At 63.7% G+C, this 25,891-nt stretch carries 20 protein-coding genes; 7 read left to right on the forward strand and 13 right to left on the reverse strand.

Annotation, left to right across the window (positions count from 1 at the left end; genetic code table 11):
* Positions 1-21 precede the first annotated feature (21 nt).
* Positions 22-1,746 (forward strand): TadG family pilus assembly protein, encoded by a 1,725-nt coding sequence (locus M5G17_RS04295; protein WP_273891780.1) that lies wholly within the window; start codon positions 22-24, stop codon positions 1,744-1,746.
* Here M5G17_RS04295 and M5G17_RS04300 read toward each other — a convergent pair.
* The gene (locus M5G17_RS04300) at positions 1,731-4,430 is read right to left on the reverse strand and encodes a PAS domain-containing sensor histidine kinase (protein WP_273891781.1); all 2,700 of its coding nucleotides are present in this window, start codon (positions 4,428-4,430) and stop codon (positions 1,731-1,733) included. The two genes, M5G17_RS04295 and M5G17_RS04300, sit on opposite strands and share 16 nt — an antisense overlap.
* Complete coding sequence (locus M5G17_RS04305; protein ID WP_273891782.1) at positions 4,427-4,870, reverse strand: TadE/TadG family type IV pilus assembly protein; 444 nt, start codon at positions 4,868-4,870, stop codon at positions 4,427-4,429. The genes M5G17_RS04300 and M5G17_RS04305 overlap by 4 nt, the downstream gene beginning before the upstream one ends.
* Before the next feature lie 75 nt (positions 4,871-4,945).
* Between M5G17_RS04305 and M5G17_RS04310 the strand changes: the two genes are divergently transcribed.
* Positions 4,946-5,416, forward strand: a complete 471-nt coding sequence (locus M5G17_RS04310) for an A24 family peptidase (RefSeq protein WP_273891783.1) — start codon at positions 4,946-4,948, stop codon at positions 5,414-5,416.
* 136 nt (positions 5,417-5,552) lie between these two features.
* Positions 5,553-6,335 (forward strand): response regulator transcription factor, encoded by a 783-nt coding sequence (locus M5G17_RS04315; RefSeq protein WP_273891784.1) that lies wholly within the window; start codon positions 5,553-5,555, stop codon positions 6,333-6,335.
* Positions 6,336-6,345: 10 nt separating this feature from the next.
* Here the strand turns inward: M5G17_RS04315 and M5G17_RS04320 are convergent, their stop codons facing one another.
* Genes M5G17_RS04320 through cpaB form a run of 8 tightly spaced genes read right to left on the reverse strand, consistent with a single transcriptional unit; the run spans position 6,346 to position 13,769 of the window.
* A complete protein-coding gene (locus M5G17_RS04320; RefSeq protein ID WP_273891785.1) occupies positions 6,346-6,606 on the reverse strand; it encodes a DUF3613 domain-containing protein in 261 nt (86 codons plus the stop codon).
* Between the two features lie 7 nt (positions 6,607-6,613).
* Positions 6,614-7,330 carry a tetratricopeptide repeat protein gene (locus M5G17_RS04325; RefSeq protein ID WP_273891786.1) on the reverse strand — a complete coding sequence of 239 codons (717 nt, stop codon included), beginning with the start codon at positions 7,328-7,330 and terminating at the stop codon, positions 6,614-6,616.
* A gap of 13 nt (positions 7,331-7,343) precedes the next feature.
* Complete coding sequence (locus tag M5G17_RS04330) at positions 7,344-8,231, reverse strand: type II secretion system F family protein (RefSeq protein ID WP_273891788.1); 888 nt, start codon at positions 8,229-8,231, stop codon at positions 7,344-7,346.
* A 1-nt stretch (position 8,232) separates the two neighbouring features.
* Positions 8,233-9,114, reverse strand: coding sequence for a type II secretion system F family protein (locus M5G17_RS04335; protein WP_273891790.1), 882 nt, complete (start codon positions 9,112-9,114; stop codon positions 8,233-8,235).
* Positions 9,111-10,379, reverse strand: coding sequence for a TadA family conjugal transfer-associated ATPase (locus tag M5G17_RS04340; protein ID WP_273891791.1), 1,269 nt, complete (start codon positions 10,377-10,379; stop codon positions 9,111-9,113). The genes M5G17_RS04335 and M5G17_RS04340 overlap by 4 nt, the downstream gene beginning before the upstream one ends.
* The gene (locus tag M5G17_RS04345) at positions 10,376-11,566 is read right to left on the reverse strand and encodes a CpaE/TadZ family protein (protein WP_273891792.1); all 1,191 of its coding nucleotides are present in this window, start codon (positions 11,564-11,566) and stop codon (positions 10,376-10,378) included. Before M5G17_RS04345 ends, M5G17_RS04340 begins: the two co-directional genes overlap by 4 nt.
* Positions 11,563-12,819, reverse strand: coding sequence for a type II and III secretion system protein family protein (locus M5G17_RS04350; RefSeq protein WP_273891793.1), 1,257 nt, complete (start codon positions 12,817-12,819; stop codon positions 11,563-11,565). The genes M5G17_RS04345 and M5G17_RS04350 overlap by 4 nt, the downstream gene beginning before the upstream one ends.
* Positions 12,820-12,839: 20 nt before the next feature.
* Positions 12,840-13,769, reverse strand: coding sequence for a Flp pilus assembly protein CpaB (gene cpaB / locus M5G17_RS04355; protein ID WP_273891794.1), 930 nt, complete (start codon positions 13,767-13,769; stop codon positions 12,840-12,842).
* A gap of 316 nt (positions 13,770-14,085) precedes the next feature.
* Here cpaB and M5G17_RS04360 point away from each other — a divergent pair, with 316 nt between their 5' ends.
* Together M5G17_RS04360 and M5G17_RS04365 are read left to right on the forward strand one after the other, a co-directional pair.
* Positions 14,086-14,286 carry a Flp family type IVb pilin gene (locus M5G17_RS04360; RefSeq protein WP_273891795.1) on the forward strand — a complete coding sequence of 67 codons (201 nt, stop codon included), beginning with the start codon at positions 14,086-14,088 and terminating at the stop codon, positions 14,284-14,286.
* A gap of 63 nt (positions 14,287-14,349) precedes the next feature.
* A complete protein-coding gene (locus M5G17_RS04365) occupies positions 14,350-14,757 on the forward strand; it encodes a response regulator (protein ID WP_130262948.1) in 408 nt (135 codons plus the stop codon).
* Positions 14,758-14,802: 45 nt separating this feature from the next.
* On the opposite strand, the gene M5G17_RS04370 is transcribed toward M5G17_RS04365, so the two are convergent.
* Positions 14,803-16,470: a ShlB/FhaC/HecB family hemolysin secretion/activation protein gene (locus M5G17_RS04370; RefSeq protein ID WP_273891796.1), complete on the reverse strand. Its 1,668-nt coding sequence runs from the start codon at positions 16,468-16,470 to the stop codon at positions 14,803-14,805.
* Positions 16,471-16,568: 98 nt separating this feature from the next.
* Complete coding sequence (pbpC, locus tag M5G17_RS04375) at positions 16,569-18,923, reverse strand: peptidoglycan glycosyltransferase PbpC (protein WP_273891797.1); 2,355 nt, start codon at positions 18,921-18,923, stop codon at positions 16,569-16,571.
* 104 nt (positions 18,924-19,027) lie between these two features.
* Between pbpC and M5G17_RS04380 the strand changes: the two genes are divergently transcribed.
* The gene (locus M5G17_RS04380; RefSeq protein WP_038997361.1) at positions 19,028-19,321 is read left to right on the forward strand and encodes a hypothetical protein; all 294 of its coding nucleotides are present in this window, start codon (positions 19,028-19,030) and stop codon (positions 19,319-19,321) included.
* Between the two features lie 82 nt (positions 19,322-19,403).
* Here the strand turns inward: M5G17_RS04380 and M5G17_RS04385 are convergent, their stop codons facing one another.
* Positions 19,404-24,368 (reverse strand): alpha-2-macroglobulin family protein, encoded by a 4,965-nt coding sequence (locus tag M5G17_RS04385; RefSeq protein ID WP_273891798.1) that lies wholly within the window; start codon positions 24,366-24,368, stop codon positions 19,404-19,406.
* 147 nt (positions 24,369-24,515) lie between these two features.
* Here M5G17_RS04385 and M5G17_RS04390 point away from each other — a divergent pair, with 147 nt between their 5' ends.
* Positions 24,516-25,859: an MATE family efflux transporter gene (locus M5G17_RS04390; RefSeq protein ID WP_273891799.1), complete on the forward strand. Its 1,344-nt coding sequence runs from the start codon at positions 24,516-24,518 to the stop codon at positions 25,857-25,859.
* Positions 25,860-25,891: the final 32 nt, after the last annotated feature.

Genomic DNA, 25,891 nt, shown 5'->3' on the forward strand with positions numbered 1-25,891 from the left:
ACGGCCGGCAAAGGAGTGCTCGTGTCTTCTCGCTTTCCAGCACGGCAACGTGGCGCCATCGGCTTGATCGCCGCCCTGACCCTGGGCATGGCGCTACTGTTCGTGTTGATGGTGGTCGACAGCGGACGCTTGTTTCTGGAGCAACGCAAACTGCAGCGGGTAGCCGACATGGCGGCGCTGGAGGCCGTCAACGGCAAGGGCACATGCCTGCCCACCGGCCCCAGCGCGCAGGCACTGGCCAGCCGCGCCGCAACACGCAATGACCACCCGCCGGGCGGCAACCGCAGCCTGCAAGTGGAATGCGGCAACCTGCAGACCGGCGCAAGCAGCTTGCGGCAGTTCAGCGTGGATGCCAGCAAGGCCGATGCGATCCGCGTGACGGCCGGCCTAACCCTGGACACCAGTCTTGCCGCAGGCATCCGCTCGCTGGTGGCCTCTGCCACCTTTGACCCCACCACCCGCCTCAGCGCCCAGGCCACCGCAGCCCAGCCCGTGCCGCCGCTGGCCCGCCTGAACATTCGCAGCACCTTGCTCAACATCGACTCTTCGCGCTCGGCGCTGCTCAACTCACTGATGAGCAGCTTGCTCGGCGGCCAGGTCAATTTGAGCCTGGCCCAATGGCAGGGCTTGTTGCAGGCCAACGTCAACCTGCTCAACTACCTCGACGCCCTGGCGATCAAGGCCCAGGTCAGCGCTGGCAACTACACCGAGCTGCTGAGCAAAACCCTTAATGTTGGCGAAGCCCTTGAGGTCATGGCCAAGGTAGCGGCGCAGAACAATCCGCTGGTGGATGTCAGCGGCCTGGCCCAGCTCAGTGTCCTGGCCCAGAACGCCGGCGGCATCGTCCTCGGCGATTTGCTCGATATCCAGAATGGCGGCAGCAGTGCCGGGCTGGATGCAAAATTGCAGGCCCTGCAACTGGTCCAGGGCATGGTGCAATTGGCCAACAGCGCCCATGGGGCCGAAGTCACCCTGCCAGTCAACCTGCTGGGCCTGGCCAACATTTCGACCCGGGTCAAGATCATCGAACCGCCGCAGTTTTCCGCAGTGGGCAATCCGGCCAAAGCCACGGCAAACCCGAAAGATCCCGAACAGATCTATGTACGCACTGCCCAGACACGCATCCTGATCAAGCTCGACCTGGGCCCGTTGCTGGGTGGCCTGAACCTTGGGATCATCCAGGTGCTGCCCAACCCCAGCCTCGATCTGGGCCTGGAAGTCGCCAGCGCCAGCAGTCACGTCACCGGCTACAACTGCGCCTCGGCCGCCAGCAAGAGCCTGACCGTGCGCAACGAAGCCGCGGCGGTCAAGGTGCTGATCGGCACGATCAACAGCAGCAACTTCTTCTCTTCGAAAAAACCGGTCGACGCCAGCCCGCTGGTGCTGCTCAGCGTACTGGGCATTGATATTGGCCTGGGCGCCAACTCACCGGTGTTCAGCCAGAACGAGTCCTTCACCTACCTCAAGCCACCGGAGCTTGAGCAAGATTCGGCCAATCACCTGCTCAGTTCGAAAAACATCGTTGCCAGTGTCCGCGCCACCCTTGAAGGCCTGGAGCTGACCCCGCAGATTCCGCTGGTCAGCCTGCTGCTCAATACCGTTTCAGGGCTGATCGGCAGTTTGCTCGGTTCCCTGCTCGACCCGATCATCAACAACCTGCTGACCTTGCTTGGCATCGACCTGAACCAGGTGGAGATTGGCGCCAACCTCAGCTGTCACAGCGGTCGCGCTCAACTGATGATCTGAGCCTGCGGCAAGGCAATGCAGAACCGCGCGCCCTGCTCGCCATTCTCGACACTCAGGCTGCCGCCCATGCTTTCGATGATGCCGTAGCTCACCGACAGCCCCAGGCCGGTCCCAACACCCACCGGCTTGGTGGTGAAGAACGGCTCGAAGATGCGTTCGAGCAACCCCGGTTCAATGCCACCGCCGTTGTCCTCAACCAGTAGGCGCACCTGCCGCGCATCCTGCTCCAGGCGCAGGGCAATCCAGGGCTGCAGTTCGCGCTGGTGCTCGCGGCGGGCCAGCAAGGCATCGCGGGCATTGACCATCAGGTTGATCAACACCTGTTCCAACTGGTCCTGATGCCCTAATACCGGAACGCCGTGCTCCGGCGCCTGCACGCGCAACTCCACACCCTTGCCGTGCAAGCCGTCCGCCAGCAACGACAAGGCACCGTCCACCGCTTGCCAGGGTTCGAACAACTGCTGCTCAAGCTCGGAGCGACGGCCGAACACGCGCATGTGATCGACCACCCGAGAGGCGCGTAGTACCTGAGCATCGATACGTTTGAGCTTGTCCTGCAGGTAGTCGGCCTGAACATCACCGTTCTCCAGACGCTTGAGCGCATTGACCACGGCCATGCGCATGACGTTGAGCGGCTGGTTGATCTCATGGGCAAGGCCAGTAGCCATTTCTCCGAGGGTGGCCATTTTCGCGCTCTGCAGCAGTTGCTGCTGGGCGCGCCGGACTTGCGTGTTGTCGCGGCCCACCGCCTGGATTTCCTGCAGTTGCCCGTGCTCGTCGAATAGCCCGCGATCGGACCATACCCACCAAGCATGCTCACGTCCCGGTAGTTGCAGGCAGATCTCGGCGCTGCTGACCGGCTGCTGCGGGGTCAAGCCTGCCAGGCGTTCGACAAAGGCCTGGCGCTGGGCCTCGGATAGCCACTGGCCGAGGTTCAGGCCGGCCAGTTGCGCCGCCGTGCACTCCAGGTAATCGGCCAATGGCTGGTTGCCGAACACCAGGCTCAGGTCCTGTCGGTAGCGGCAGATCATCGCTGGCGAATCCTCGACCAGCACACGGTAGCGCTCCTCGCTGCGACGCACATTTTCGCTCGCTTCGGTCGCCTCGCTGATGTCCAGCCAGATACCCACCACCTCGACCGGCAAGCCCAGGTCGTCGCGTAACAAACGCGCTTCATCGAGTACCCAGTGATAGCCCCCGTGCTGGTCACGCAGGCGGTAGCGGCTGCGACTCTGACCTTCGCGCAGCAGCGTGCGGGTACGCTCCAGCCACAGCGGCTGGTCATCGGCATGCAGCCACTGGCCAGGCTGCAGTGCCTCGTCTGCCAAGGGCTGCCAGCCGAGCATAGGCTGCAGGCTGGCGCTGAAGAACTCGGCCAGCAACGCGCCCTCGTGGTAGCGCTGGATGTAGATCACGGCCGGTGAGCTGGCGATCAGGTTTTCCAGGCGCGCCTGGGCGGCACTGGCCTGCAGTTGTTGCACCTTGATATCGCTGATGTCGAGCATGAAACCCTGGACCCGCCGCTGGCCACCACTGCCGTGTACCTGGCCACACACGCGGTACCAGCGCGGCGGCGTACTGCTGCTGTGATCCAGCAGGCGCAGGTTCAACTGCAAGGCACAGCCCTGGCGCTGCAGCTCGCCGAAGGCCAGTTGCGCCGCCTCGCGGTCGGCCGGGTGCACGCGGCTCAGCCATTGATTGACGGTCAGCGCGGGCGGTATGCCCAGGCTGCTTGCCAGTGCCGGGTCCAGGTGCAACTGCGGATCATCCAGACGCCATTGCCACCAGCCGGCCCCCAATTGCAGTTGCAGGCTGTCCAGTCGCTCGCTCTGTTGATGTAACTGATGGGCGGCCAGGCGAGCGAGCAACGGCTCGATGAACGCCGCAGCCACCAACAGGGCATTCGCAGGTTGCAGCACCTCCTGCGCCTCGATACAGATCAGCCAGGCCTGGTTGACCTGCCCTTGCGCATAGCCCAACAGGTGCGCAGACACACCCGGCAACACGGCCTGCAACCCAGGCTCGGTGTCACTGCAGAGGATGCTGGCGGGCAGTTGGCGGTCCAGCAACGGGGCAAACTGCTCATCCCCCAGCCAATGCAAGGCATCGCCGCTGCTGGCGTAGGTCTGCCAGCCCTGGTCGGTTTGCACCAGCAAGCGCGCGCCCCTGGCACGCCAATGGCGTTGCAACCAGTTGAGCTGTTCTTCGGCCACCGCATGCAAGTGCTCAATGCTGCACCCACGCAAGGCACACGCCAGGTGCGCGGTCAGGTGCTGCTGACGCTCGGCGGCCAGGGCCTGCTGACGATGCTGCAGCAGGTCGCCGATATCGAACAGCTGCAGCAACCAGCCTCCCTGCTGCGCCAGTAGCCAGCCGCGCGTGTGCAAGGTATGGCCGCCAGCCGCCTTGAAGTCCAGCTCCAGCAGTTGCCCCTGCCAATCCGCCGGCTCTCCTTCAAGGGCCAGCAGGCTATAGGGTTGTACGTAGTCGTGCAGGCGTACGCCGGTTTGAGGCACCAGCGCCAGGGCCGCACGCAAAGGACCGGCCAGGCGCTGCACCCGACCGGCACCATCTAGCCACAACTGCAGGCCCACCGCTGGCACGTCCGCCGGTGGTGGCAGGGGCACCTCGGCTGGCGTGGCACGCCCGCGCCAGCGCTCGAACAAGCCCTGGCCGCCACTCACAGTTGCAGGCTCGCTTCGGCCTTGAGGCTGTCGGGCAAGCGCGGGACCTCACCGATGCCCGGTAGGTCCAGCACCGGCAATACCGAGGTCAGCTTGGCCTTGGCGTAATCGATCTTCACCGTCAGCAGCTTGCCGGGGCTGAGCGTGACACTGGCATCGCTGTTGACCTGGAAATTCAACGACGCCGGCATCCACGCCAGTTGCTCACCGAGCACGCGCTTGGCCAGGGTGTTGACGTCAGCGTTGTAGGTTGCGCTGGCAGGGTCCAGCGCCACACAACGGCGCACCGCTTCGCTGCTGGCCTGGTTGAACGATTGCAGCATCAGCATGGGCAAGCCATAACTGAGCACCCCGTAGAACACCGCAAAGAAGATCACGAAGACCATGACAAACTCGAGGGCTGCCGCGCCTTTTTGCTGCTTGCACAGGCTTGCTTTCATGATCGCGTCTACCCTGACAGTGACACCTGAAAGACAGCATAGAATCATTCACCACAAAGGGATGGCCTTTCGCCAATGCAAAGCATTGTTCTGCTGCTGTGGCTTGCCTTGTGCTCTGAACAAGATCTGCGCGAACGCCAGATCGCCAATACCCTGACCCTCGGCGCTGCCGCCTGCGCCCTGGCCTATCTGTTCGTTACCGGGCACACCTGGATAGGCGCCGACGCCAGTGAAGCGGGCTGGGCGCTGGCCCTGGTCATGCTGCTGACCCTGCCCGGTTACCTGCTCGGCCGTCTGGGCGCCGGCGATGTGAAACTGCTCGGGGCCCTGGCCCTGGCCACGGATCGCATGCACCTGCTGGGCACCTTTATCGGCGCCGGGGTGGCCGTCGTGGCCTGGTTGCTCAGCCGCCGCTGGTTGTGGTCCCTTTTAAGTCAGAAGGTTAAGAACCGTCTTAAGCAATTGAGCGAAGAGTCGTCAAAAAAACAGCCCTTCGCCCCCTTCCTGTTGGTCGGCTTCTTGTTGGCAGCCGTCTGGATTCATTAGTCGAATGACGTGAACAAAAGGATGTACAAACCTTGTACATAGTCAAAAAGTGCGACTACTTTCTAGGGTGCCGGGAATGGATCCAGGCGCAGCCTGGTACCGGTTACCTGAAGGCGAACAGAACAGGGAGTTGCGAGTGAACAAGCCAGTCAGTGAGCTCAAGGTGCTGGTCGTGGACGACCAGCCATTGATCGTCGAAGAGTTATGCGAGTTTCTCCAGAGCAGTGGTTACCGGTGCGTGCCCTGCCAGTCCAGTACCCAGGCCATTGAACAGTTCAGCGCGGATCAGGAGATCGCCCTGGTGGTGTGCGACCTGCACATGCCCGACTGCGATGGCATCGAATTGATGCGAGCGCTCAAGGCCATTGCCGGGTCACATCGGCTGTTCGAGGCCATCATGCTCACCGGGCGCGCCGACAAGCAGGATGTGATCCGTGCACTGCGCGAAGGTTTTGCCGATTACTACCAGAAACCCGTCGACCTGCAAGAGCTGCTCGAAGGCGTGCAACGCCAGGAAGCCGCTGTGCTTGAGCGTCGCAAGAGCTACCAACACCTGGGTGACCTGAACCAGAAGCTGCAGTTTCTCGCCGAATCGATCGACGACCTTTACCAGGACCTGGACAAAGCCCGTGGGCTCGGCGCACATCGGCGAGCCACTGACGTCGAGCCCGAAGCGCCAGAGGACCAGTTGCCGGCCCTGTTCGATAAACTTTCACCGCGCCAACTGGACGTGGCGCGGCTGGTCAGCAAGGGCAAGACCAACTACCAGATTGCCTGCGAGCTGGGCATCACCGAAAACACCGTCAAGCTTTACGTGTCGCAGGTGCTGCGCCTGACCCACATGCACAACCGCACCCAACTGGCCCTGGCGCTGTCCCCCGGCTCCTCTGCCCTGCATCAGCGAATCACGGCGCACTGAGTGCGCCTTGTCATTTGTTGGAAGAGCTGACCTTCTCCCAGCGGTAGAAGTCCGGGATCACATACTTGTAGCTGTCCAGCCAGCGCTGCATGCTCTGGTCGCGTTCCTTGGGCGTGGCCGTCTGCGGGATCTTCGACGCTTCCAGGTTGCGCGCCTGCAACTGCAGCCAGGCCTCGGTGGTCTGCTGAGCCTTGGACGAAGGCCCGGCTTCCAATGCCAGGGCCGTTAACGGCAGTGCACTTAAAGCGAGCAGGAGCAGTGATTTGTGCATGACGACCTCACTGTTGGCTGACATTGGTATCCAGGGTTTTCACCACAGCAACCTGGTCGGTTCTGGCGGCAGGTTGCTTCAACTGCTCGGCGCGTGCCCGGGCTTCGCTGAACTGTGCCGGGGTCAGGTGCAAGCGGCTGACCAGGTCGGCCGCCTGTTGAAACCTGTCCTGGTACAGCAACAGGCTCACCAGATTGACTGCCGCCAGAGTGTTGTTGTCCTTGAGTTCGATGGCGGTGAGGAACTCAAAACGCGCCTGTTCGACATTACCGAGGTTGAGGTAAACCACGCCCAGATCGTTACGCACCTTTTCATCGGTCGGCGCCAGGCGCACCGCCCGCAGCAGGTGGCGTTGAGCCTGGATATTGTCGCCGCGAGCCGCCGCCAATTGCCCAAGCCCATGTTCCCCCTCGGCGGCCAGGCAGCCACCGAGCAGGCTGCGGTACAGCGGCTCGGCCTCGCTGCGCCCCAACAGGCGTGACACCTTGGCCTTGCGCAAACGCACTTCGGCCATGTTCGCCGGCAAGGCTTCAAGATGCGCCAGGCTTGCGTGCGGACGCCCTTCGGCGAGCATTTCGTCGGCCATGCTCAGGGCCAGTTGCTGGGCCGAATCGGGCTTGGCACAACTGGCCGACACGCCAGGCAAGGCCAACCAGGGGCCCTCCCCTGACGTCGCACAGCCGCCGAGCAGCATCAGACTCATGACCACCATGACTGCTTTCATGCATTGCCTCCCTTCATGAACCCAATGCCCTGCCCAAGGCACTCAGGCCGGGACCGGCCAGCACAATCAGCAAGGCCGGAAACAAAAACACCATCATCACCATCGACATCTTCCCGGACATCTTCGAGATTCGCTCCTGCAAGTGTGTCAGGCGACGGTCATCGAGCAATTGCTTGAGCGCCAGCAGCGACTTCATCGCGCCCCCGCCCTGGGTCAGCAGTTGCTGAAGAATCACGCAGGCGTCGCTGAACTCATCGACCCCCAGCCGTTGCGCGGTTTTCTCAAGCTCCGGGGCCAAGGCCAGGCCCGAGTCGACCCGCACCAGGATGGCCCGCAACTCCTCGCTCAACACCGGCAACAACTTTCGCGACTCCTGACTCAATACCCGTAAGGCCTGCTCAACCGCCAGGCCCGACTCGAAGAGAATCCGCAGCAAGGGGATGAAGGTCGAGACTTCGCGAGCGACTTGTTGCTGGCGACGCCCGGCGGCCAGCGCCAGCAGGCGTTTGGGCAGCAGATAGCCCGCGCCCATGGCGCATAACGGCAACACCAGCCAGGGCACCTGGCTGGTGTGATACAGCGTCTGCTGCACCGCCACGCCCAAGCCAAGGGCAAGCAATGGCACACCAATCTGACAGGTGGCGAACACCGCGCGTTGCCTGCTGCGCCGCCAGCCGATGCGATCGAGCAGCAGGCGGGTCTCGCCGTCCAGGTTCAGCACACGCTGACCCAGACGGCTGCTGCCGATCTGCTGCAGCCAGTTGCCCAGGCGATTGTCACCGCCCAACTGGCCCTGCAGGCGCAGGGCAACCAGGTGTTGGCGACGGCGCTCGCGCAGTAACTGGCCGACCAACAAGGCAAAGGCGGCGAACAACAACAGGGCACAGAGCAGCAAGGCCATTTCAGATACTCCGCAACATGCGCCACAACACCAGACAGCCCACCACCTGCAGGACAAAAGCCCCAAGCAGCAGGAACTGACCGTTACCGTCCTGCCACATCGCCAACAAATAGTTGGGGTTGCTGATCAGAAAGTAGCCGGCCATGCCCACCGGCAACAGGCCTAGAACGGTCGCGGTCATACGCGTCTCACCGGTCATGGCGCGCAACTGACGGCTACCTTGTTCGCGCTCGCGGATCAGCTTGATCAGGTTCTCCAGCAACTCGCTGGCGTTGCCGCCGTAGCGATGATTGATACGCAAGCCCAGGGCGAACAGGCGCAGTTCATCCTGTTCGTACAACTCGGCCAGGTCGTTCATTGCATCGTCCAGGCTGATGCCCATGTGCACATTGCGCCGTACCCGCTGCAATGCCCCGTGCAAAGGGTCACGCGCAGCATCGATGGCACCGAGCACGGCGTCGTTCAAGGTGCGCCCGGCCTTGAGGCTGCGCACACTGTGATCTAGCAAGACCGGCAACTGCTCGATCATCCGCTGCACCCGGCGACGATAGCGCCAGCCCAGGTACAGCCAGGTCAGCACAGGCGCCAGCAACAACAGCCCGAGGCCCGCCGTCCAGCCCAAAAAACGCCCCCCCAGCAGTGCGACCAGGGCGCCGCCCAACATCCACACCAGCAGCACATCCTTGCCCCGCTCGATACCGGCACGCTGCAGCAGGCGCTCCAGCCAGTCGCGGCCAGTGGGCGACAGCGCAGGGCGTTCCTGGACCTGGCCAAGACGCTGGAGAACGCGCTCTTCACCTGACTTGCGCATACCGCTGTAGAACAAGCGTACAGACGCCCCCAGCAATGCCAGGCAGATCAGACCCAACACTACGGCGATCACGGTTGCAGCTCCGAATAGTCCCGGCGCAATTTGTCCCCGGCCGGGTTCGGTGCCTCACGCAAAAAGCCATCGCCGTTGCGCCGGTCCAGGCGAAACAAGGTGTTGGTGACATACACGTCATCACGCACCCCCACCACCTCCAGCACTTCACTGACACAGCGGCGGCCATCGGCCAGGCGGGTCAATTGAATGACCACGTCCAGCGCCGCGCAGATCATCTGCCGCAGGGTTTTCTCGGCCACCTGGCGGCCGGTCAGGCCCACCAGGGTTTCCAGGCGCAGCAAGGCATCCTGGGCAGTATTGGCATGCACGGTGCTCATCGAGCCGTCGTGGCCAGTATTCATCGCGGTGAGCACATCAAGCACTTCGACGCCGCGAATCTCGCCGAGCAGGATGCGGTCTGGGCGCATGCGCAAGGCGTTGCGAATCAGTTCGCTGGCCTTGATCTCGCCATGCCCCTCGGCGTTCGGCGGGCGGGTCTCCAGGCGCACCACATGCGGGTGGTCGAGTTGCAGTTCAGCCACATCCTCGATGGTCACCAGCCGCTCATGGGGGCTGATCAGCTGGCTGAGAATATTCAGCATCGTGGTCTTGCCGATGCCGGTGCCGCCACTGACCAGGATATTGCAGCGCCGTGCGACGGCCAGCTGGATGAAGTCGAGCATGCCCTGATCGATGGTGCGCGTGGCCAGCAAGTCGGCGCTCTTGAGCATGTCCTTGCGGAACTTGCGGATCGACAGGCACGGCCCGTCCAGCGCTACCGGCGGGATGATGGCATTGACCCGGCTGCCGTCAGGCATGCGCGCATCGACCATCGGCGAAGACTCATCCAGGCGCCTGCCCAGGGGCGCGAGAATCCGCTGCATGACCCGCTCGACATGATGGGCATCGATAAAACGCAAGTCGGTTTGCTGCAGCAGACCGGCCCGCTCGATGAACACCCGGTGCGGGCCGTTGACCAGGATTTCGGTGATGCTGGCATCGCGCAGCAACACCTCCAGCGGGCCAAAGCCGGTCAGCTCGTCGACGATTTCCTCGGCCAGGCGTTCCATCTCGTAACGCGACAGGGCCAGGTGCAAGCGAGCGATATAGTCACCGACCTGCTCGACCACAAACTGCGCCAGCGCCGGGCGCGAGCCTTCGAGCAGGTTGCGTCCGCTGTCCTCGATGGCATCGATGATATAGCGATGCAGGGCCCGCTTGAGCCCTTGCGGATCGGCGCCCAGGTTATGCCGGGGGCCGCCGAACAGTTCATCGCCGCTCATTTGTGCCCCCACAGGCGATTGAGCCAGCTGGCGCTGACCGGCGGGTTGTTCTCGGAGCGCCGTGCCAGGCGTTCACCAAGTGCCTTGAGGTGTTGAGTGAGCTCTTCGCGTGGGGCCAGTTCGAACAAGGTCAGCCCCTGGTTCTTGGCGTTCATGCGCACCTGCGGGCTGTAAGGCAGGACCCGCAATATGGGTAAGGCGTAACGCTTGCCCAGGGCTTCGGAGTCCGGCGCAACACCACGCAGGTAACGGTCCACCAACAGGCTCGCATGTTCAAGTTTCATGCCCTTCTCGCGCCACTGGGTCAACACTTCAAGGTTACGCCGGCAATCGAGCACGTTCTGGTCGGTGTACCAGATCAGCTTGTCGCAGTGGCTGACGAACGTACGTAGGGCTTCGCTGTCGGCCTGCCCGGTGAGGTTCACGACAATGTGCTGAAAATGCTGGCGCAGGGCACTGAGCAGCATGTACAGCTCGGCGGCGCTGGTGCGCTCCAGTGGCTCGTCGCTCTCGGCGTACGCCAGCAAGCGCAGGCCCGAGCCTTCACGGGTAAAGGCACTGTCGATCAGGGTGTTGTCGAGGCGGCGCAAGTGGCGCAGGGCATCACCGAAATGAAACGAGGCCTCCAGGCCAAGCAAGGCCAGGCTGTCTCCGCGCGGCAAGCCGAGATCCAGCAACAATGTTTGCTGGCCACTGGTCTGCACCACCCGCGCCATGTGCGTGGTCAGTAAAGCGCCATCGGCGGCCGACTGCGCCCCATAAAGTACGGTCAGCCCACCCAGGCTGGGGTTGCTGGCCACCGGCGGCAGGCGCTTGCCCAAGCGCCGCACCAGACCGGCGACTTCGCTTGAGCGTGAACCATAAGCCACGAAATCCCGCGCGCCGGCGCGCATGGCATTGAGCACCAGCTGGTTGTCCATGCCGTCGCCCAGGGCAACGATGGCCAGCATCGGTTTGGCTTCCAGCACGCCCTCGATCAACGCGCACTGACTGACCACCTGCTCGCGGTCCAGGCCGACGAACACCAGGTTGGCAAAGGTGACATCGACCAGCGCAAGCAGTTCGTCAAGGCTGCCGTTGCCAGCGCCGACCACCTGCCCCAGCGGTGCCAGCGCCCCTTGCAACCACTGCAGGTCAGCGGCGTCGCGGGTGATGGCGAGGAAGGTCTGGCTCAGGCTTTCACTCATTGGGATAACCCGCTGCGACCTTCAAAGTCGCCGTTTTCCAGGAAAAACAAGCGCCCCCAGCTCGGGTCGAAGGTGCGTAACCCTTCCCCCGGCAGCGACGGCAATTGAGCATCGGCAGCCAGTGGCTGAACCAGATGCGGTGTGACGATCATCAGCAGTTCGGTTTCATCACGCACCAATGCCGACTGGCGAAAGAACGCGCCAAGCACCGGGATATTGCCCAGGCCCGGAAACTTGTCGACCGCCGACCGTGTCTGGCTGCTGATCAAACCGCTGATGACGAAGCTTTCACCATCGGCCAGGGAGATACTGGTGTCGGTGCGCCGTACGGTCAGGCCCGGCACCAGGGTCCCGGCAATGTTCACCGCCTTGTTGTAGTCCAGTTCACTGACTTCCGGAGCGACCTTGAGGGTGATGCGATTGCGGCTGACCACGGTTGGCGACAATGCCAGGCGAATACCGAATTCCTTGTACTCGATCGACACGTTGTCGCTGCCACTGCTGGGCACCGGAATGGGGATCTCGCCACCGGCCAGAAAGCTTGCGGTCAGGCCGCTGAGCACCACCAGGCTGGGGCGCGCCAAGGTGTAGGCAAAACCGCTGTTCTCCAGGGCATTGATCGCCGCCAGAAAGCGACTGCTGCCGCCGCCCCAGATAATGTTGAACACGCCGTTGTCCAGGGGGATGTTCGGCATGCCAGGCAAAGTGGGCACCTGTCCCGGGCTCACGGAGGTGTTCGGGACCGCGCCCGGGGAGCCGATCAAGGTGTTGTTCGAGCCCTTGAAGAACAGCCGCGCCCCGGCTTCCTTGTACTTGGTGCGATTGACTTCGACGAAACGAATATCGGCCTGCACCTGGCTGGGCAGCAGTGGGTCCTCGGACGGAGGCCTCGCACTTTCGGCCATCTCGGTGCTGGCCACCCCTTTGATGAACAGCATCGCCTGGCGCGGCGCCGGGGCGCAGGCGGTCCAGAGCATCAGGCTGGTGGCGCCGGGGCCGACTGCCGTGAGTATCACACCATCCTCACCACTGGCGTGCACATCGGCAATCTTCGGGTCGCCAATGGCTACCTGGGTGATCGCCACCGGCAAGCGCAGTTCTTGCTGCAGGCCCTGATCGATTTCGATCACCGCTGGCATTTGCGCAAGCGCCGCGCAGCCCTTGGGCGCTGCCAGCGCCTTGGGCAACAGCGGCACGCAGCACAGCAGGACACAGAGCACCTGCTTGATCACCCGCTCGGAACGACTGCTCATTGAAGGGCATCCTTGCTTGGTCAGGGGGTTGGCGGGTTGGCTTGACTGCCGCGAATAATCTCCATGCCGCGCGGCGGCGCGGCACTGGCCAGTGGTTGAACGGCGGGGGCCTGGGCCAACTGGCTAAAGCGATAGAGTTGGCGATTGGCGCTTTCGATTTCCTTGCCACTGCTATTGGGGTCAGCCCAGTAGCGGGCCAGGCGCTGCTCTTCGGCACTGCGTACTGCCAGGCGCAAACTGCCGGCTCCAGCGGCAAGCAACAAGCGGCTGGCCAACGCTTCGGGCACCGCGAGCACGACCGTACGCAAGGTGTTGGCCGGTTGCGGTGAGCGGTTTTTTTCATCAACCGGCGCCTGCACCGGCTGGCCGTCATTGCTCAGTCCCAACTGCTCGCCGACACTGAGCAGGCGCAGTGCAGGCAGCACCACCTGGGCCGAGGCCTGCGGGTTACTGGTGGTTTCACGCAAGAACAGCAAGACATCCACATAGTCCCCCGGGCTCAGTTGCCCGGCAGCACCAATCACCTCGTCCACCGCCACTGCCACCGCCCGCTCATGGGGATGGATCATCCGTGCCAGCGGGCCACCCGCTTCGAAGCTGTTCTGCGCAAGCCAGGTACCGGCGCTCAAGGCTCGCCAGCTGCTGCGTCCGATCACTTGTTCAAGGCTTTGGAAACTACCGGCCGGAGCCACCTGCAAATGCTCGAGCAGCAGATCTTCGGCGGTGAGCGCAACAGCGGCGGCAACATCGCGACGCAACACCACCACCGGCGTGCGCAGTTCGTCAACCGCCTCGGCCGCGACTTGGCTGACCGGCGAGGGTGCGGGGGCGGCAACAGGTGCGGCGACCGGTTCACCGGGTGGCTGGCTGAGGACCAGGCCCCAATAGCCGGCCAGCACTGCACCGAGCAGAAAGAAACCAGCGAGGATGATGGTAATGCGACTGCTCATGCCGGCCCTCCCTCTCCCCAAGCTGTCCTTCGGCCTTTTGTGAAAGGGCCCACAGCACTGCAGTCGGAAACAACTATTTCGCTATTTGACCGTAGCGCAGCTAAGACAAAATGCCATTACCCGTCAGATTTTTTTCCGTCGCAAAACCGACACCCCCCTAAAACAGCAGCTTATTGGCGTCGGCTTTCTACTTATCACTTTGGCATTAATGCTTTCTTACATTTGCCGAGTTTTATCCTCTTGACGATGCTGTGATGGCAAAGGGGAATCATCCATAACCCCTGCCACCTGCGCCCTGAGCGCAAGGAGAAATGCCATGCGTCTTGCCCGCGTCCTCAAAAGCTGCAAAGAGTTCTTCTACCGCAAGGATGGCGCCTCCGGCATCGAGTATGCGATTGCCGCGGCGATGGTAGCGGTGGTACTGACGGCGTTCATCACCCCCATTTCCGGGAGTGTGTCGTCCGTCATGACCAAGGTTCAGGGGGCCATGACCAAAGCGCAAAGCACCACGCCTTGAGGCGCCAGGGACTGCAGCGGTTACTCCCACTTTCTTCAATCAAGCCGTCTAAAGGACTACCCGATGCCGACCTCTTCCCCCCGGCAACAGCTACTTCTGGTGGATGACGAAGAGGACGCCTTGCTCGAACTTGCCGAACTGCTCGAGGGCGAGGGTTTTTGCTGCCACACGGCCACCTCGGTCAAACTCGCCCTGCAACAGCTCACCCGCCACCCGGACGTGGCACTGGTCATCACTGACCTGCGCATGCCGGAGGAAAGCGGTATTTCACTGATCAGGCGCCTGCGCGAGCACACCGCCAGGCAACACCTGCCAGTGATCGTCACCTCCGGGCATGCCGACATGGATGACATCAGCGACCTGCTGCGCCTGCAGGTGCTGGACCTGTTCCGCAAGCCCATCTACCACACCCGCCTGCTGGAGACCCTGGACAACCTGTTCCCCAAGCCACGGATGCAGTTGGTGCAGTAAAGCACCGTGGGGCTTGTGGGAGCTGGCTTGCCCCGCGATAACGACCTACAACTGCACACTGAAACTCAAACTTACCCGCGGCTCCCGGTCAAAGCTGTCGAGGGCAACGTCTGACAGTGGCTTGGCCAGCTCCAGAGCGATGTTGTAGAAACGCCCATCGCCAACGCGCACCCCCAACGCCGCTGAAGACAGGTGCGAATCACGCAGGTCGACTTCATTGAACCAGGTGCGCGCGGTATCCAGTACGGCGTAGGGTTGCAGCAGCCTTACCCAGCGGCCAGCGCCGTTGAAGCTGTAGTTGAGCTCATACGCCAGACCCCAGCCTTTGTCGCCCAGGGCCTGGTCGGCGGGATAACCACGGGCGAAGCTCTGCCCGCCGAACACCACCCGCTCGCTGTCGGGCAGGCTGTCGCCGCTCCAGTACAAGGCCGCCGAGGCCACCCCTTGCCAGTTGCCGAACAGTCGGTCGCTCTGCAACCCGGACAGGCGCAAGCGCAGGAAGTCCAGGTCAAAGTCGCTGTTGGTTTTCGCCCCCAGGTAATCAAGGCCCTGATAGGCGCCGCCACTGACAATCCGCAACTGCTCGGCGTCAGCCTTGCGCCATTCCCCTTCAAACCCCAGGGCGCGCACATCGGTGCGATTGCTCAGGCGCAAGGGGCCTTCGACTGCGCGGTACTCCACGTCATCGTTGACCATGTAGAAGCGCGCGGAAACGTTGAGCGATTCACCGGGTGCTGCCAGCAGCACCTGGCTCAGGCCGGCCGAGAAGCGGTCGTTCTCGCGGTGGGCCTTGAGCTGGGTCCGGTCAGCGAGCAGCACCTGGGCACTGGGGTCGCTGTCGTACCGTGATGCCGACAGGTGCAACTGGCTACCCTGATCGTCCAGATACTGTGAGTAATCCAGGCGAAAGTAGCTTTCGTGATCCTCCCCACGTGGCGCCAGGGCCGTGACACTGAACTGTTCGGCAAACGCCGTCTGCGCGTTGCTGCTCAGGGTGAGCAACGCCTGGGGATCATCACGCGTGCCATCCGTAGCAGTCAGGGTGCCATTGAGCGGTCGACGCGTGGCCTCGACGATCAGGCGGCTGGTGCCATGGCCGGCCTGTGCAGGAGACAGTCGCGCCTGCAGGCTGAAACCCGGCAGACGACTCATCAGGGCGACATAACGCTCAAAGGTGGCGCGGGTCAGCGGTCGCTCGGCCTTGAGCCTGCTCACCAGCTGTTCCACATAGGCCGCCGCCGGGCCAATTTCACCGTGCAGCTCAAGATCGTCGATATAGCCTTCGACCAGCACCACCCGCACCCGGCCATCGGCAAAGTCCTGCTCTGGCAGATAGGCATGGGACAGCAGGTAGCCGTCCTGCTGATAGCGCTGGGTCAGCCGCTGGGTCGCATCGATCAGCTCGCCCAGACTGACGTCGCGGTTGACCAGACTTTGATAGTTGTCGCGCAGGTCACTCAACGGATAAATGCTGCCGCCTTCGAAACGCACCTTGCGTAGCAGGATCCGTGTGTCCCGTCGCAGCGGTTGGGCCTGGCTGAGCGGAACGGGCACCAACACCTGCGGGTTGCTCGGCCGGTAGGCATCGGCCGGCAAATTGGCCGCAGGCAGGTTTCGTTCAATTTCGTGGCTATCGAGAAAACGCGGCAGGGGTTCGCCAGTGGTCAGGCTCGCCCAGGACAACCCAACTATCGCGACAGCCAGCACACGCATCGGACACTCCATGATCCCGAACAGTACAAGGCCGCCAGGGCGGCGACCTCGTCAATCCAAGCGTAGGTGCTGGCCCCGGCAACGTCTAATCTGCGCTGTCACTCATTGACCTGGAACTCGACCCGGGCCGTTTCGCCACTTTCATCCAGGGCGCTCAGCTCGAAGCGTCCCGCCTGGCTGAAGCTCGCCGTGAGGTTTTCCTGACCCGTGGTTTCGCCCAGTGGCGCGCCATTGAGGAACCACCAATGACGACCGTTACCGCCAAGGGCCGATACCTTGAAACGCAACGGCTCGCTGCTGGTGGCCGGGCGGCGTAACTGGTCACCCTGACGCACCCCCACGATCGACAACGGTGGCGCACTGGGCGGCACCTGCGGCGGGCACTGCGCATCGACCTTGGGCAGGCGCGCCTCGCGCCGCTCCACCCGGGGCAACCAGGGTTCCAGGGGTGACGGCCACAGGGCAATGTCCCGGGCCTGGGCGCCGGCGCAGGTGGCATCGACGCGCAAGCCCTGGGCATTGACCCAGACCGTTTCGCGCAAGCCTACGCTCAACGGTTGGTCCTGGGCCAGCAAGGTCGGCGGCGTAGTGCCGTCCAGGGTCCAGGCAAAGCGCTGGCGCCGGCAGTTCGGGTCCTGGCGCGCCATGGGCTGCCCGAGCGGCCAGCAGATCGCCGCAACGCCCACGTTGGCCGGCACCGCCGCCACCGGCACAGCGATGCCGCGCTGGCTGTCGCGGTTGCTCAGCACGTCATGCACCTGCAGCATCAACGGCGCCGCCGAAGCCAGGCCGAACTGCCCCGGCACCGGCGTACCATCCGGGCGGCCGATCCAGATACCGATCAGGTAGCGCGGGCCCACGCCAATCGACCAGGCATCACGAAAGCCATAGCTGGTGCCAGTCTTCCAGGCCAGTTGCGGACGCTGCACCAGCTCGGCATGAGGATCGCGATCCGGGCGGGCCTGACCGCTGAGGATGCGCCGGATGATCCAGGCACTGCCCGGCGACAGCAGACGCCGCTCAAGCAATGGATCATCCGGTTGCAAGCGAATCGGCGCGCTCAAGCCATCGCGGGAAAACGCTGCATACCCACCGACCAGGTCCTCCAGGCGGCTGCCAGCGCCGCCAAGAATCAATGACAGGTTCGGCTCGGCCAGCGGCGGCAAGATCAGCGGCACGCCGCCGCTGCGCATCTGTGCGGCAAAGCGTTTCGGCCCGTAGGCTTCAAGCAGCTGCACTGCTGGCAGATTCAATGACATGGCCAGGGCAGAACTTGCCGCCACCGGTCCGCTGAAGCCCATGGAGAAGTTGCCCGGGCGGTAATCGCCATAGCGCCGCGGCACATCCTGAAGCAATGACTCGGAATGGATCAGCCCGTCGTCCATGGCCATACCAAAAAGAAAGGGCTTGAGGGTCGACCCTGGTGAGCGCAGCGCGCTGATCATGTCGACATGGCCAAAGCGGCGCTCGTCATTGAGGTCGACCGAGCCCAGGTACGCGCGCACCGCCATGTTCTGCGCCTCGACCACCAGGATCGCCGCCGAGGTGCGTTCTGGCAGGCGCGCCCGCCAGCCCAGCAACAGGTCTTCCAGACGCCGTTGCAACGAAGCATCGAGGGTGGTGCGAATCAATGGTGGGCTGTGCGGCCGGTTCAGGCGCCGCGCCAGCAAGGGTGCCAGGGCCGGCTCCTGCCGTGGCGCCAGCAACATTGGCTCTTCCTCGGCCTCGGCGACTCGCTGCTGCGGCCAGACCTGATACTCGGCCAGGCGCTGCAGCACCTTGTCCCGCGCAGCCTGGGCACGTTCGGGATGGCGGTCCGGGCGCAAGCGGCTGGGCGCTTGCGGCAGTACCGCGAGCAAGGCCGCTTCTGAAGGTGTCAGGTGCATCGGCGACTTGCCAAGGTAGGCCCAACTGGCTGCGGCGACGCCCTCCAAGGTGCCGCCGAAGGGGGCACGGTTGAGGTAGATCTCGAGGATCTGCGCCTTCGACAGGTGCCACTCCAGCTGCGCAGTACGCCACAACTGACGCAGCTTGCCAGGCAGCGTGCGCGAATGCGGATCGAGCAGGCGCGCCACCTGCATCGACAGGGTGCTGCCGCCGGACACCACCCGGCCGCCGTGCAGGTTCTGCCAGGCCGCCCGCGCCAGTGCCAGCGGGTTGACCCCCGGATGCTGGTAGAACCAGCGATCCTCGTAGGTCAGCAATGCCTCCAGGTAATAGGGCGAAACCTGCTCGGCACTGACCGGGTAACGCCACACCCCGTCGGCATCGGCAAAGCGCCACAGCGGCGTGCCGTCTTCGGCCAATACTACCCGGGCCAGATCATCGGCCGGCATCGGCAACGGCCAGATGCGATCGGCGAGCCATAACAGGGCGACAAGCAGCAGCGCGACGGCAAACAGCCGACCCAGTGGTTTTCCGAAGGCGCCACGCAGGCGAGCTAAGATGTGCATCAGGCCCTCCTGGCGTGACGAGTACGCAGGGAACCGAACCGGCCCGGGCATGGCCAAAGGCGTGGCAATGGCGCATTCGCCGAATTGATCATCAGGAAGCAACTATGCATGTAGAAGGTTTTTTCGAGTGGCTCGGCCAGGCGCTGGGCGCGGTGATCCGTTTTATCGTCGACGGCCTGAGCGGGTTGTTCAACCTGCTGGCCAACGCCGGTGGCAATTTCATCGAGGGCCTGTCACGCACCCTGGGCATGGACACATCGCTGGTCAGCATCCTCGCCCTGATCATCGGCCTGATGCTGCTGTACTCGGCGATCCGCGCCTTCATGCGCGCCTCGATCATACTCGGCATCATCTGGCTGGTGCTGGGCTTGTGGGTGCTGAGCTGGATCATTCACTGATTTAAAGTGCGACGACCCAACTTGCCCCGCGATAGGGCCAGTGTGGCCTTATCGCGGGGCAAGCCCGCTCCTACCGCTGCTGTCAGCGGCCTTTGACGACCAGCTCCGCGGGGGCCTCACCCACCGCGTTGTAGTTGGGCCGGTACATCGACTCGACCTGCGGCGGCGGTACCTTGTAGGTCCCCGGGGTTACCGCCCGGGCCAGGTACAGCAGGTGGGTGGTGTAGTAGCCGTCGATGTTCAGTGCCGCCACGTAACGGTCATCGCGAAACTCCTGATGCACCACATTGGCGTTCTGCATCGACTCACGCCATTCCTTCACCGCACTGCTGGCGTTCTCAAGGCTCGCCGCGCTTTGTGCCAGGTTCTGGTTTTCCAGTTCCAGGCCCGCCGGCAGCAGGTCGACCACCAGCGCGTCCGGTACCTGGGTATTGGCCGTCACCGCCAGGTGCACCAGCACCAGATCACCGCTCTTGAGCGCCTTGATGTCCAGCGCCTGGCCATTCATGCCGAGAAACTCGCGGCGGATGGTCATGCCACTGCCACGGGCAACCGGGGCCTGGCGCGGATAACCGGACAGGGTCAGTTGCTGGAACAGCGTCTCGCTACCTTCGTTCTGGATGGTCAATGGTGAGGCCAGCAGCGCGCCCTCGAGTTTCATCCCCGATTGCTCGGGACTGAATTCGCGCACCTCACCAGCGCTGTCCAGGCGTGCCGACCATTTGCTTTCAGGCTTGCCCAGCAGACCACGACCGGCAAGGAACAGCGCGTTACGCTCCTGGGTCGACAACCAGCGGTTGGCGGCCATCTGGTCAGCCAACTCGAACAGGCGGCCATCGATCTTGTCGCTGGCCAGGTTGTTCTCGGCCAGCAGCGAGAGGATCAGCGCCTGGTCACGCACGGAGCTGCCGTAGTCGCCCATCCAGGTGTTGTCGCTACGCGTGACTGCCAGGCCCGCCTGCAGCGCCTGTTGCGCGCGTGGCTTGTCGCCCATCTTGTCCAGGGCGATCGCCAGTTGTACCAACGGCAGGCCCGAGCGTGCATCGCTGCGCCGCTCGAACAGGCTGCGCAAGGCACCCAGCGGCGCCTGTTGGGTACGCGCCAACACCAGGGCAGCATACGACTGCACGGCGAAACGGCTGTGTTCGGAGTTCTGGCTGTAGTTGACCTCGATCAGGTTACGCTCCTGCAGGTAACGCAGCAGGCGCTCGCTGGCCTTTTTCAGGGCCTCGGGCGGTACCGCGTAACCCTGCTCGCGGGCACGCAGGAGGAAATCGGTGACGTAGGCGGTCAGCCAGAACTCCTCCTGGTCATCGGAACTCCACAGGCCAAAGCTGCCGTTGTAGCGCTGCATGCCCAGCAGGTGCTCAATGCCCATCTCGATCTTGCGTTTGCGTACATCCGCCGCTTCGCCCTTGATGCCAAGACGCTTGAGGGTCGCGGCATCGGCGTACAGCGATGGGTACAGGCCACTGGTGGTCTGCTCCAGGCAGCCATACGGATAAGCTTCGAGGGCGCGGATCTGTTCGGCCAGGTTCAGCGGAGGCCGGCTCGACAACGCCAATGAAGCTTCAAGCCCGGCAGGTTCGAACAGCGCAAGGTCGGCGTCCGGCAGGGTCCATGGCTGGTCTTTGAGGGCCACCCGGTAGTGCTGCAGCATCGCCGGGTAGGCCGGGCGAACGCCCAGGGTCCAGTCGCGGCTGAAGGCCGTGGCCGACTCGCCCGGCAGTTGCAGGCCCTGCACTTCGACCTTGACCTTGCCCTGGCCCAGGCCACCGGTGGCCTGTACCGGTACCAGCAGGGTGACGCGCTTGCCCTCGGCAAGGCTCAGGGTCTGCTGGGCTTCACCGAGCAGGTTCAACTGGCCTTCGGTGCTCAGGCGCACGGTAACGTTTTGCGCCTTGCCCGACAGGTTGGAGAGGTCCAGGGCCAGGGTGGTACGGTCGCCACCGGCGAGGAAGCGCGGCGCCGAGAGCTCGGCAATCAACGGCGCGGCGACCACGGTCTTGCCCTCGGCCATGCCATAGCGCTCGTTGGTCCAAGCCTGGGCCATCAGGCGCAGTTCACCGTTGAAGTCGGGGATATCGACCGTGGCTTCACCCTCGCCCTTGTCGTTGAGGATAACCGGGGCGCTTTGCTTGGCGACGATAGTCACCGTGGTGTTGGGGCGCTTGCCGCCTTTGGCCATAGCCGCGTCACCACCGAAGGCCAGGCTGGCCAGGCGGCCCTGCCCGGCTTCGATCAACTGCCCGTAGATGTCCAGTTGGTCAGCGCCATAAGCCTTGCGCCCGAACATGCCGGTGAACGGATCGGGAGTGGCGAATTCGGTAATGTTGAGGATACCCACGTCCACCGCCGCCAGCAGCACATGCACCTGCTTGGGCACGCTGCCGTCGGCATTGCGTGCCTGTACCTTGACGGTCAGCGGCTGCTTGGGGCGCATCTTCTCAGGGGCCGTGAGGGTCACCGCCAGCTTGCGCTCGTGGCGATCGAGCGGCAGGTGCAGCACACCGACAGCGCGTTTTGGCGTGGCGTTGACCTTGCGCTCACCCGGACGAATCACCAGGGCACTGACATACAGGTCGTGGCGCGCCCACTTCGGATCGAGCTTGACGGCGAAGCTCTTGCCTTCGGCCGGCACGTCGATTTCTTCCCACCACAGCGGGCCTTCGCTGGACTCGACCATCAGGTAACCGGTGCCCGCGGCAGGCGGCGTGACGGTGATGTTGGCGGTGGCACCATCGGCATACGACGGTTTATCCAGGGCCAGCTTGACCTGGTCCGGGCGCACAGCGCCGCCATCGGCGTTGTCCTGGGCGCGGTAACCGGCCCAGAAGCGCCCGCTCGATACCAGGCCGGTCTGTGGGTCTTCGACCTCGACGCGGTAAGGGCCCCAGTCAACCAAGAAGTTCACCCGCGCGGTGGAGCCGGCTTTGACATTGACCGTCTCTTCATTCTGGGTCAGGTATTTCTCGTTGTAGTTGTAGCTCCAGCCGTCGCTCTGCGAGTAGTTCCAGTAGTAGTCGCGACGCTCGCGAATCAGCCGCACTTTGAGGTTGTTGACCGCCAGTTTGTTACCTTGGGGGTCGGCCACCAGCACCTCGAATTCCACCGGGCCTTCGCCGTCGGTCTCTTCACCTTCGAACAGGCCACGCAAGCCAGGCAGACGCGCGGCCGGCCAGATAGGTTGCTCCAGGCGGCGGGTGATCGGCCGGCCACCGGACTCCTGCAGGCTGGCCTGCACGGTCAGTTGCAGCGGCGAACGGGCTTCGGACCATTTGCTTTCGATGTTCAGGGTGGTTTTGCCGGCGCTGTCCAGGGTGACCTCGTCCAGCTCCAGGTCCTGGCTCAGTTCCTCCTCGGTGATCGAGCCGAACTGGTAACCCGGCAGTGCCGGTACCGCTTCACGCAGCGGGCGCACGTAGGCCTGGCCACTCAGGCGGTTGCCCGAGGCCGGGGCGCCGTACAAGTAGCGACCATTGACCTTGATCTGCGCGGTTTGATCCGGGCTCAGCGGTTTGTCGCTGCCTTTAAGCTCCAGCGCCAGGCGCTCGGGCAGGAAGTCTTCGACAAGGAACTCGAACACCTGCTTCTTGCCGCCACCGAGGTCGAACAGCAACTGCCAGCGCCCGGTCGGCGCCTCTTCGGCCAATTGCAGCTGGTACTGATAGAAGCCATTGGCATCGGCCTCCCAGACAAACTTGCGGCTGATCTGCTCATCCGGACGGCGCACTTCCACGGTCACCGGTTGCGGCTTGAGCGGACGGCCATCCTTGTCGCGCAACAGGCCATTGAGCAACACGATTTCGCCCGGGCGATAGAGATCTCGCGGGCCGAACACAAAGAACTGCAGTGGGTTAGCCTGGGGGCCGGTGATGTCGAATTCGGCCAGGTCCAGGGCCGCACTGTTCAGGCGCAGCATGGTGGTGTGCACGCCCTGTTTGGCCAGCAGGGTTTCAGCTTTGGGGGGTGTCGGCAGTTGGCCATGACCGTCGCTGTCGGTCTTGGCCTGGGCCAGCACGCGGCCTTCACCGTCGAGCAGCTCCAACTCGACAGCGCTCAGCGCCTTGCCGCCTTCCAGGCCTTGGGTGAAGACGTCCAGGCGGTTCTGGTAACGGTGCGCCGAGACGCCGATGTCACTGAGCGTGAACAGCGTCGCCGGTTGCGAGTAGTCGTAGGTACCCGAAGCGCGCATCACCGCCAGGTATACGCCAGGCTCCTGCAGCGGCTTGATGCCGGCGATTGGCAGCAGCACGGTTTCGCGAGTGTTCTTTGCCGGGTTGAGGTCAAAGCGGCCGCCGTAGACCAGGTCGGCCATGTCCAGGGTTTCCTTGGACTGGTAGTAATACAGGCTGCTGTTGCGGCCCCAGGCGGCGAGGAACGGCGACAGTTTTTCAGGTTTGATGCGGAAGAATTCGACATCGACCTTGTTGACGTTCAGGGCGATCACCGGCAAGCCTTCGGCCAGGCGGGTCGGCAGCAGCGAGCCACGGCTGGCGAAGCCGATGGTCGACTGCATGTCGCGGGTCTCCAGGCGGCTGATCGACTCGGCGGGCAGGCGCTTGCCATTGACCGCGAGCAGGCCGGCGTCGATGGTCAGCACCAGCTTGCGCTGCGGCTCCAGGTGACGCAGGCGCAGCTCCATCTTGTTGGCAGAGAGCTCCCAGGCACCGTCGACCTTGCCTTTGACGGTATCGACCAGGTGCACCTTGTCGGCGAAGTTCTGCTGGTCATCCAGCGGTATCGAGAAGGTCAGGGCCAGGGCGCTGGCACCATCGACCTGTACTTCCGAGACATCCGCCACTTTGAGTTCACGGCCTGCATAACGCTTGGCCAGGGTCGCGGCATCGTCCTTGGCCACAGCGGGTTTTTCCGCTTGCGGTTGCGCTGCCGGTGCGCTCGGTGCGGCCGGAGCCGGGGCTGCGGGTTGGTCCTGAGTCTGCGCAGGTGGTTCGGCGGGAGCCGAGGCCGGTTTGTCCGGGGCAGACGAATCGCAGGCACTGAGCAAGGCCAGCGCGCAGGCCAGCAACAATCCTTTGTTGAGCATGGGAGTAGTAACTCTCGGGCAGCGGAATCTTAGGTGTGCACTATATATTAACCGCATCGCAACGGTGATAGGGCGCGCGGATGTTAGACCGCCTTCGCACGATTTAGTGCCCGCAGCGGCTACAATGCCGGCTCGCCAGGAGCTTCCATGTCCCGTTTGCTGACCGACTGGCGCGACCGCCCGACCCAATTCAAGGTCTGGGCGCTGGCCGCGCCGATGATACTTTCAAATATTTCCGTGCCCCTGGTGGCCCTGGTCGATAGCGCCGTAATCGGCCATCTGCCCCATGCCCATCAACTTGGCGCAGTGGCCGTGGGCGCCAGCCTGTATACCTTCCTGGCCTGGGTCATGGGCTTTCTGCGCATGGGTTCGACCGGCTTCGCCGCCCAGGCTGCGGGGCGCGCCGACGGCGCAGGACTACGCCAGGTGTTGCTGCAAGGCCTGCTATTGGCACTGTTGTTTGCTCTATTGCTGGGCTTGCTGGCGCTGCCATTCAGCCAGCTGGCGCTGCAACTGATGCAACCCACGGCGGCGCTGGAGCAATCCACTCACGACTTCTTCCAGACCCGCCTGCTGGGCCTGCCGGCGGCGCTGGCCAGCTTTGCCCTGGTCGGCTGGTTCCTCGGCACCCAGAATGCCAAGGCGCCACTGGCGATCCTGCTGACCACCAACCTGTTCAACATTGCCCTCAATTTGTGGTTCGTGCTCGGCCTGGACTGGGGCGTGATCGGTTCGGCGCGGGCCTCGGTGATTGCCGAATGGAGCGCCGCCCTGCTCGGCCTGGCCCTGACCCGCCCGGCCCTGCGCGCCTTTCCCGGGAAGATTGCCTGGGCGCGCCTGGCACGCTGGCAGAGCTGGCGACCGCTGCTCGGCGTCAACCGCGACATCTTTATTCGCAGCCTGGCACTGCAGGCGGTGTTCTTCCTGATCACCGTGCAAGGCACGCGCCTGGGTGAAGCAACCGTAGCGGCCAACGCCTTACTGCTCAACGGCCTGCTGCTTACCGCTTATGCCCTCGATGGCCTGGCCCATGCAGTGGAGGCGCTGTGCGGGCATGCCATCGGCGCCGGTGATCGCCAGGCGCTACGGCGTTCGCTGACCGTCGCCTGCGGCTGGTCGCTGCTGGCCAGCAGCGGTTTTGCCGTGTTGTTTCTGCTGGGGGGGCATCTGTTCATCAATATGCAGACCGATATCAGCATCGTGCGCGACACTGCCTACCAGTACCTGCCCTACCTGGCGCTGCTGCCGTTGATTGCGGTGTGGAGTTATCTACTGGATGGTTTGTTCATCGGCGCCACGCGGGCACGGGAGATGCGCAATGCAATGCTGCTCAGCGTGGTCATCGCCCTGCCGTTCGCCTATGTCGCCCGGGACCTGGGCAACCACGGCCTGTGGTTGGGGTTTCTGCTGTTCATGGCCTTGCGCGGGGTGACGCTGGGGGTGATGGGCTGGCGGTTGCAGCGGCGTGATGGGTGGTTCGGGCGGCGATAGTCTAGGTGCATCGCGGGGCAAGCCCGCTCCCA

The sequence above is a fragment of the Pseudomonas rubra genome, assembly GCF_028656935.1.
Classification (GTDB): Bacteria; Pseudomonadota; Gammaproteobacteria; order Pseudomonadales; family Pseudomonadaceae; genus Aquipseudomonas; species Aquipseudomonas rubra.

Coding starts and splice junctions, on each gene's coding strand:
- M5G17_RS04305 (WP_273891782.1), bottom strand. CDS start 4,870: ATGAAAGCAAGCCTGTGCAAGCAGCAAAAAGGCGCGGCAGCCCTCGAG.
- M5G17_RS04310 (WP_273891783.1), top strand. CDS start 4,946: ATGCAAAGCATTGTTCTGCTGCTGTGGCTTGCCTTGTGCTCTGAACAA.
- M5G17_RS04320 (WP_273891785.1), bottom strand. CDS start 6,606: ATGCACAAATCACTGCTCCTGCTCGCTTTAAGTGCACTGCCGTTAACG.
- M5G17_RS04325 (WP_273891786.1), bottom strand. CDS start 7,330: ATGAAAGCAGTCATGGTGGTCATGAGTCTGATGCTGCTCGGCGGCTGT.
- M5G17_RS04330 (WP_273891788.1), bottom strand. CDS start 8,231: ATGGCCTTGCTGCTCTGTGCCCTGTTGTTGTTCGCCGCCTTTGCCTTG.
- M5G17_RS04340 (WP_273891791.1), bottom strand. CDS start 10,379: ATGAGCGGCGATGAACTGTTCGGCGGCCCCCGGCATAACCTGGGCGCC.
- M5G17_RS04345 (WP_273891792.1), bottom strand. CDS start 11,566: ATGAGTGAAAGCCTGAGCCAGACCTTCCTCGCCATCACCCGCGACGCC.
- M5G17_RS04350 (WP_273891793.1), bottom strand. CDS start 12,819: ATGAGCAGTCGTTCCGAGCGGGTGATCAAGCAGGTGCTCTGTGTCCTG.
- cpaB (WP_273891794.1), bottom strand. CDS start 13,769: ATGAGCAGTCGCATTACCATCATCCTCGCTGGTTTCTTTCTGCTCGGT.
- M5G17_RS04360 (WP_273891795.1), top strand. CDS start 14,086: ATGCGTCTTGCCCGCGTCCTCAAAAGCTGCAAAGAGTTCTTCTACCGC.
- M5G17_RS04365 (WP_130262948.1), top strand. CDS start 14,350: ATGCCGACCTCTTCCCCCCGGCAACAGCTACTTCTGGTGGATGACGAA.
- M5G17_RS04370 (WP_273891796.1), bottom strand. CDS start 16,470: ATGCGTGTGCTGGCTGTCGCGATAGTTGGGTTGTCCTGGGCGAGCCTG.
- pbpC (WP_273891797.1), bottom strand. CDS start 18,923: ATGCACATCTTAGCTCGCCTGCGTGGCGCCTTCGGAAAACCACTGGGT.
- M5G17_RS04380 (WP_038997361.1), top strand. CDS start 19,028: ATGCATGTAGAAGGTTTTTTCGAGTGGCTCGGCCAGGCGCTGGGCGCG.
- M5G17_RS04385 (WP_273891798.1), bottom strand. CDS start 24,368: ATGCTCAACAAAGGATTGTTGCTGGCCTGCGCGCTGGCCTTGCTCAGT.
- M5G17_RS04390 (WP_273891799.1), top strand. CDS start 24,516: ATGTCCCGTTTGCTGACCGACTGGCGCGACCGCCCGACCCAATTCAAG.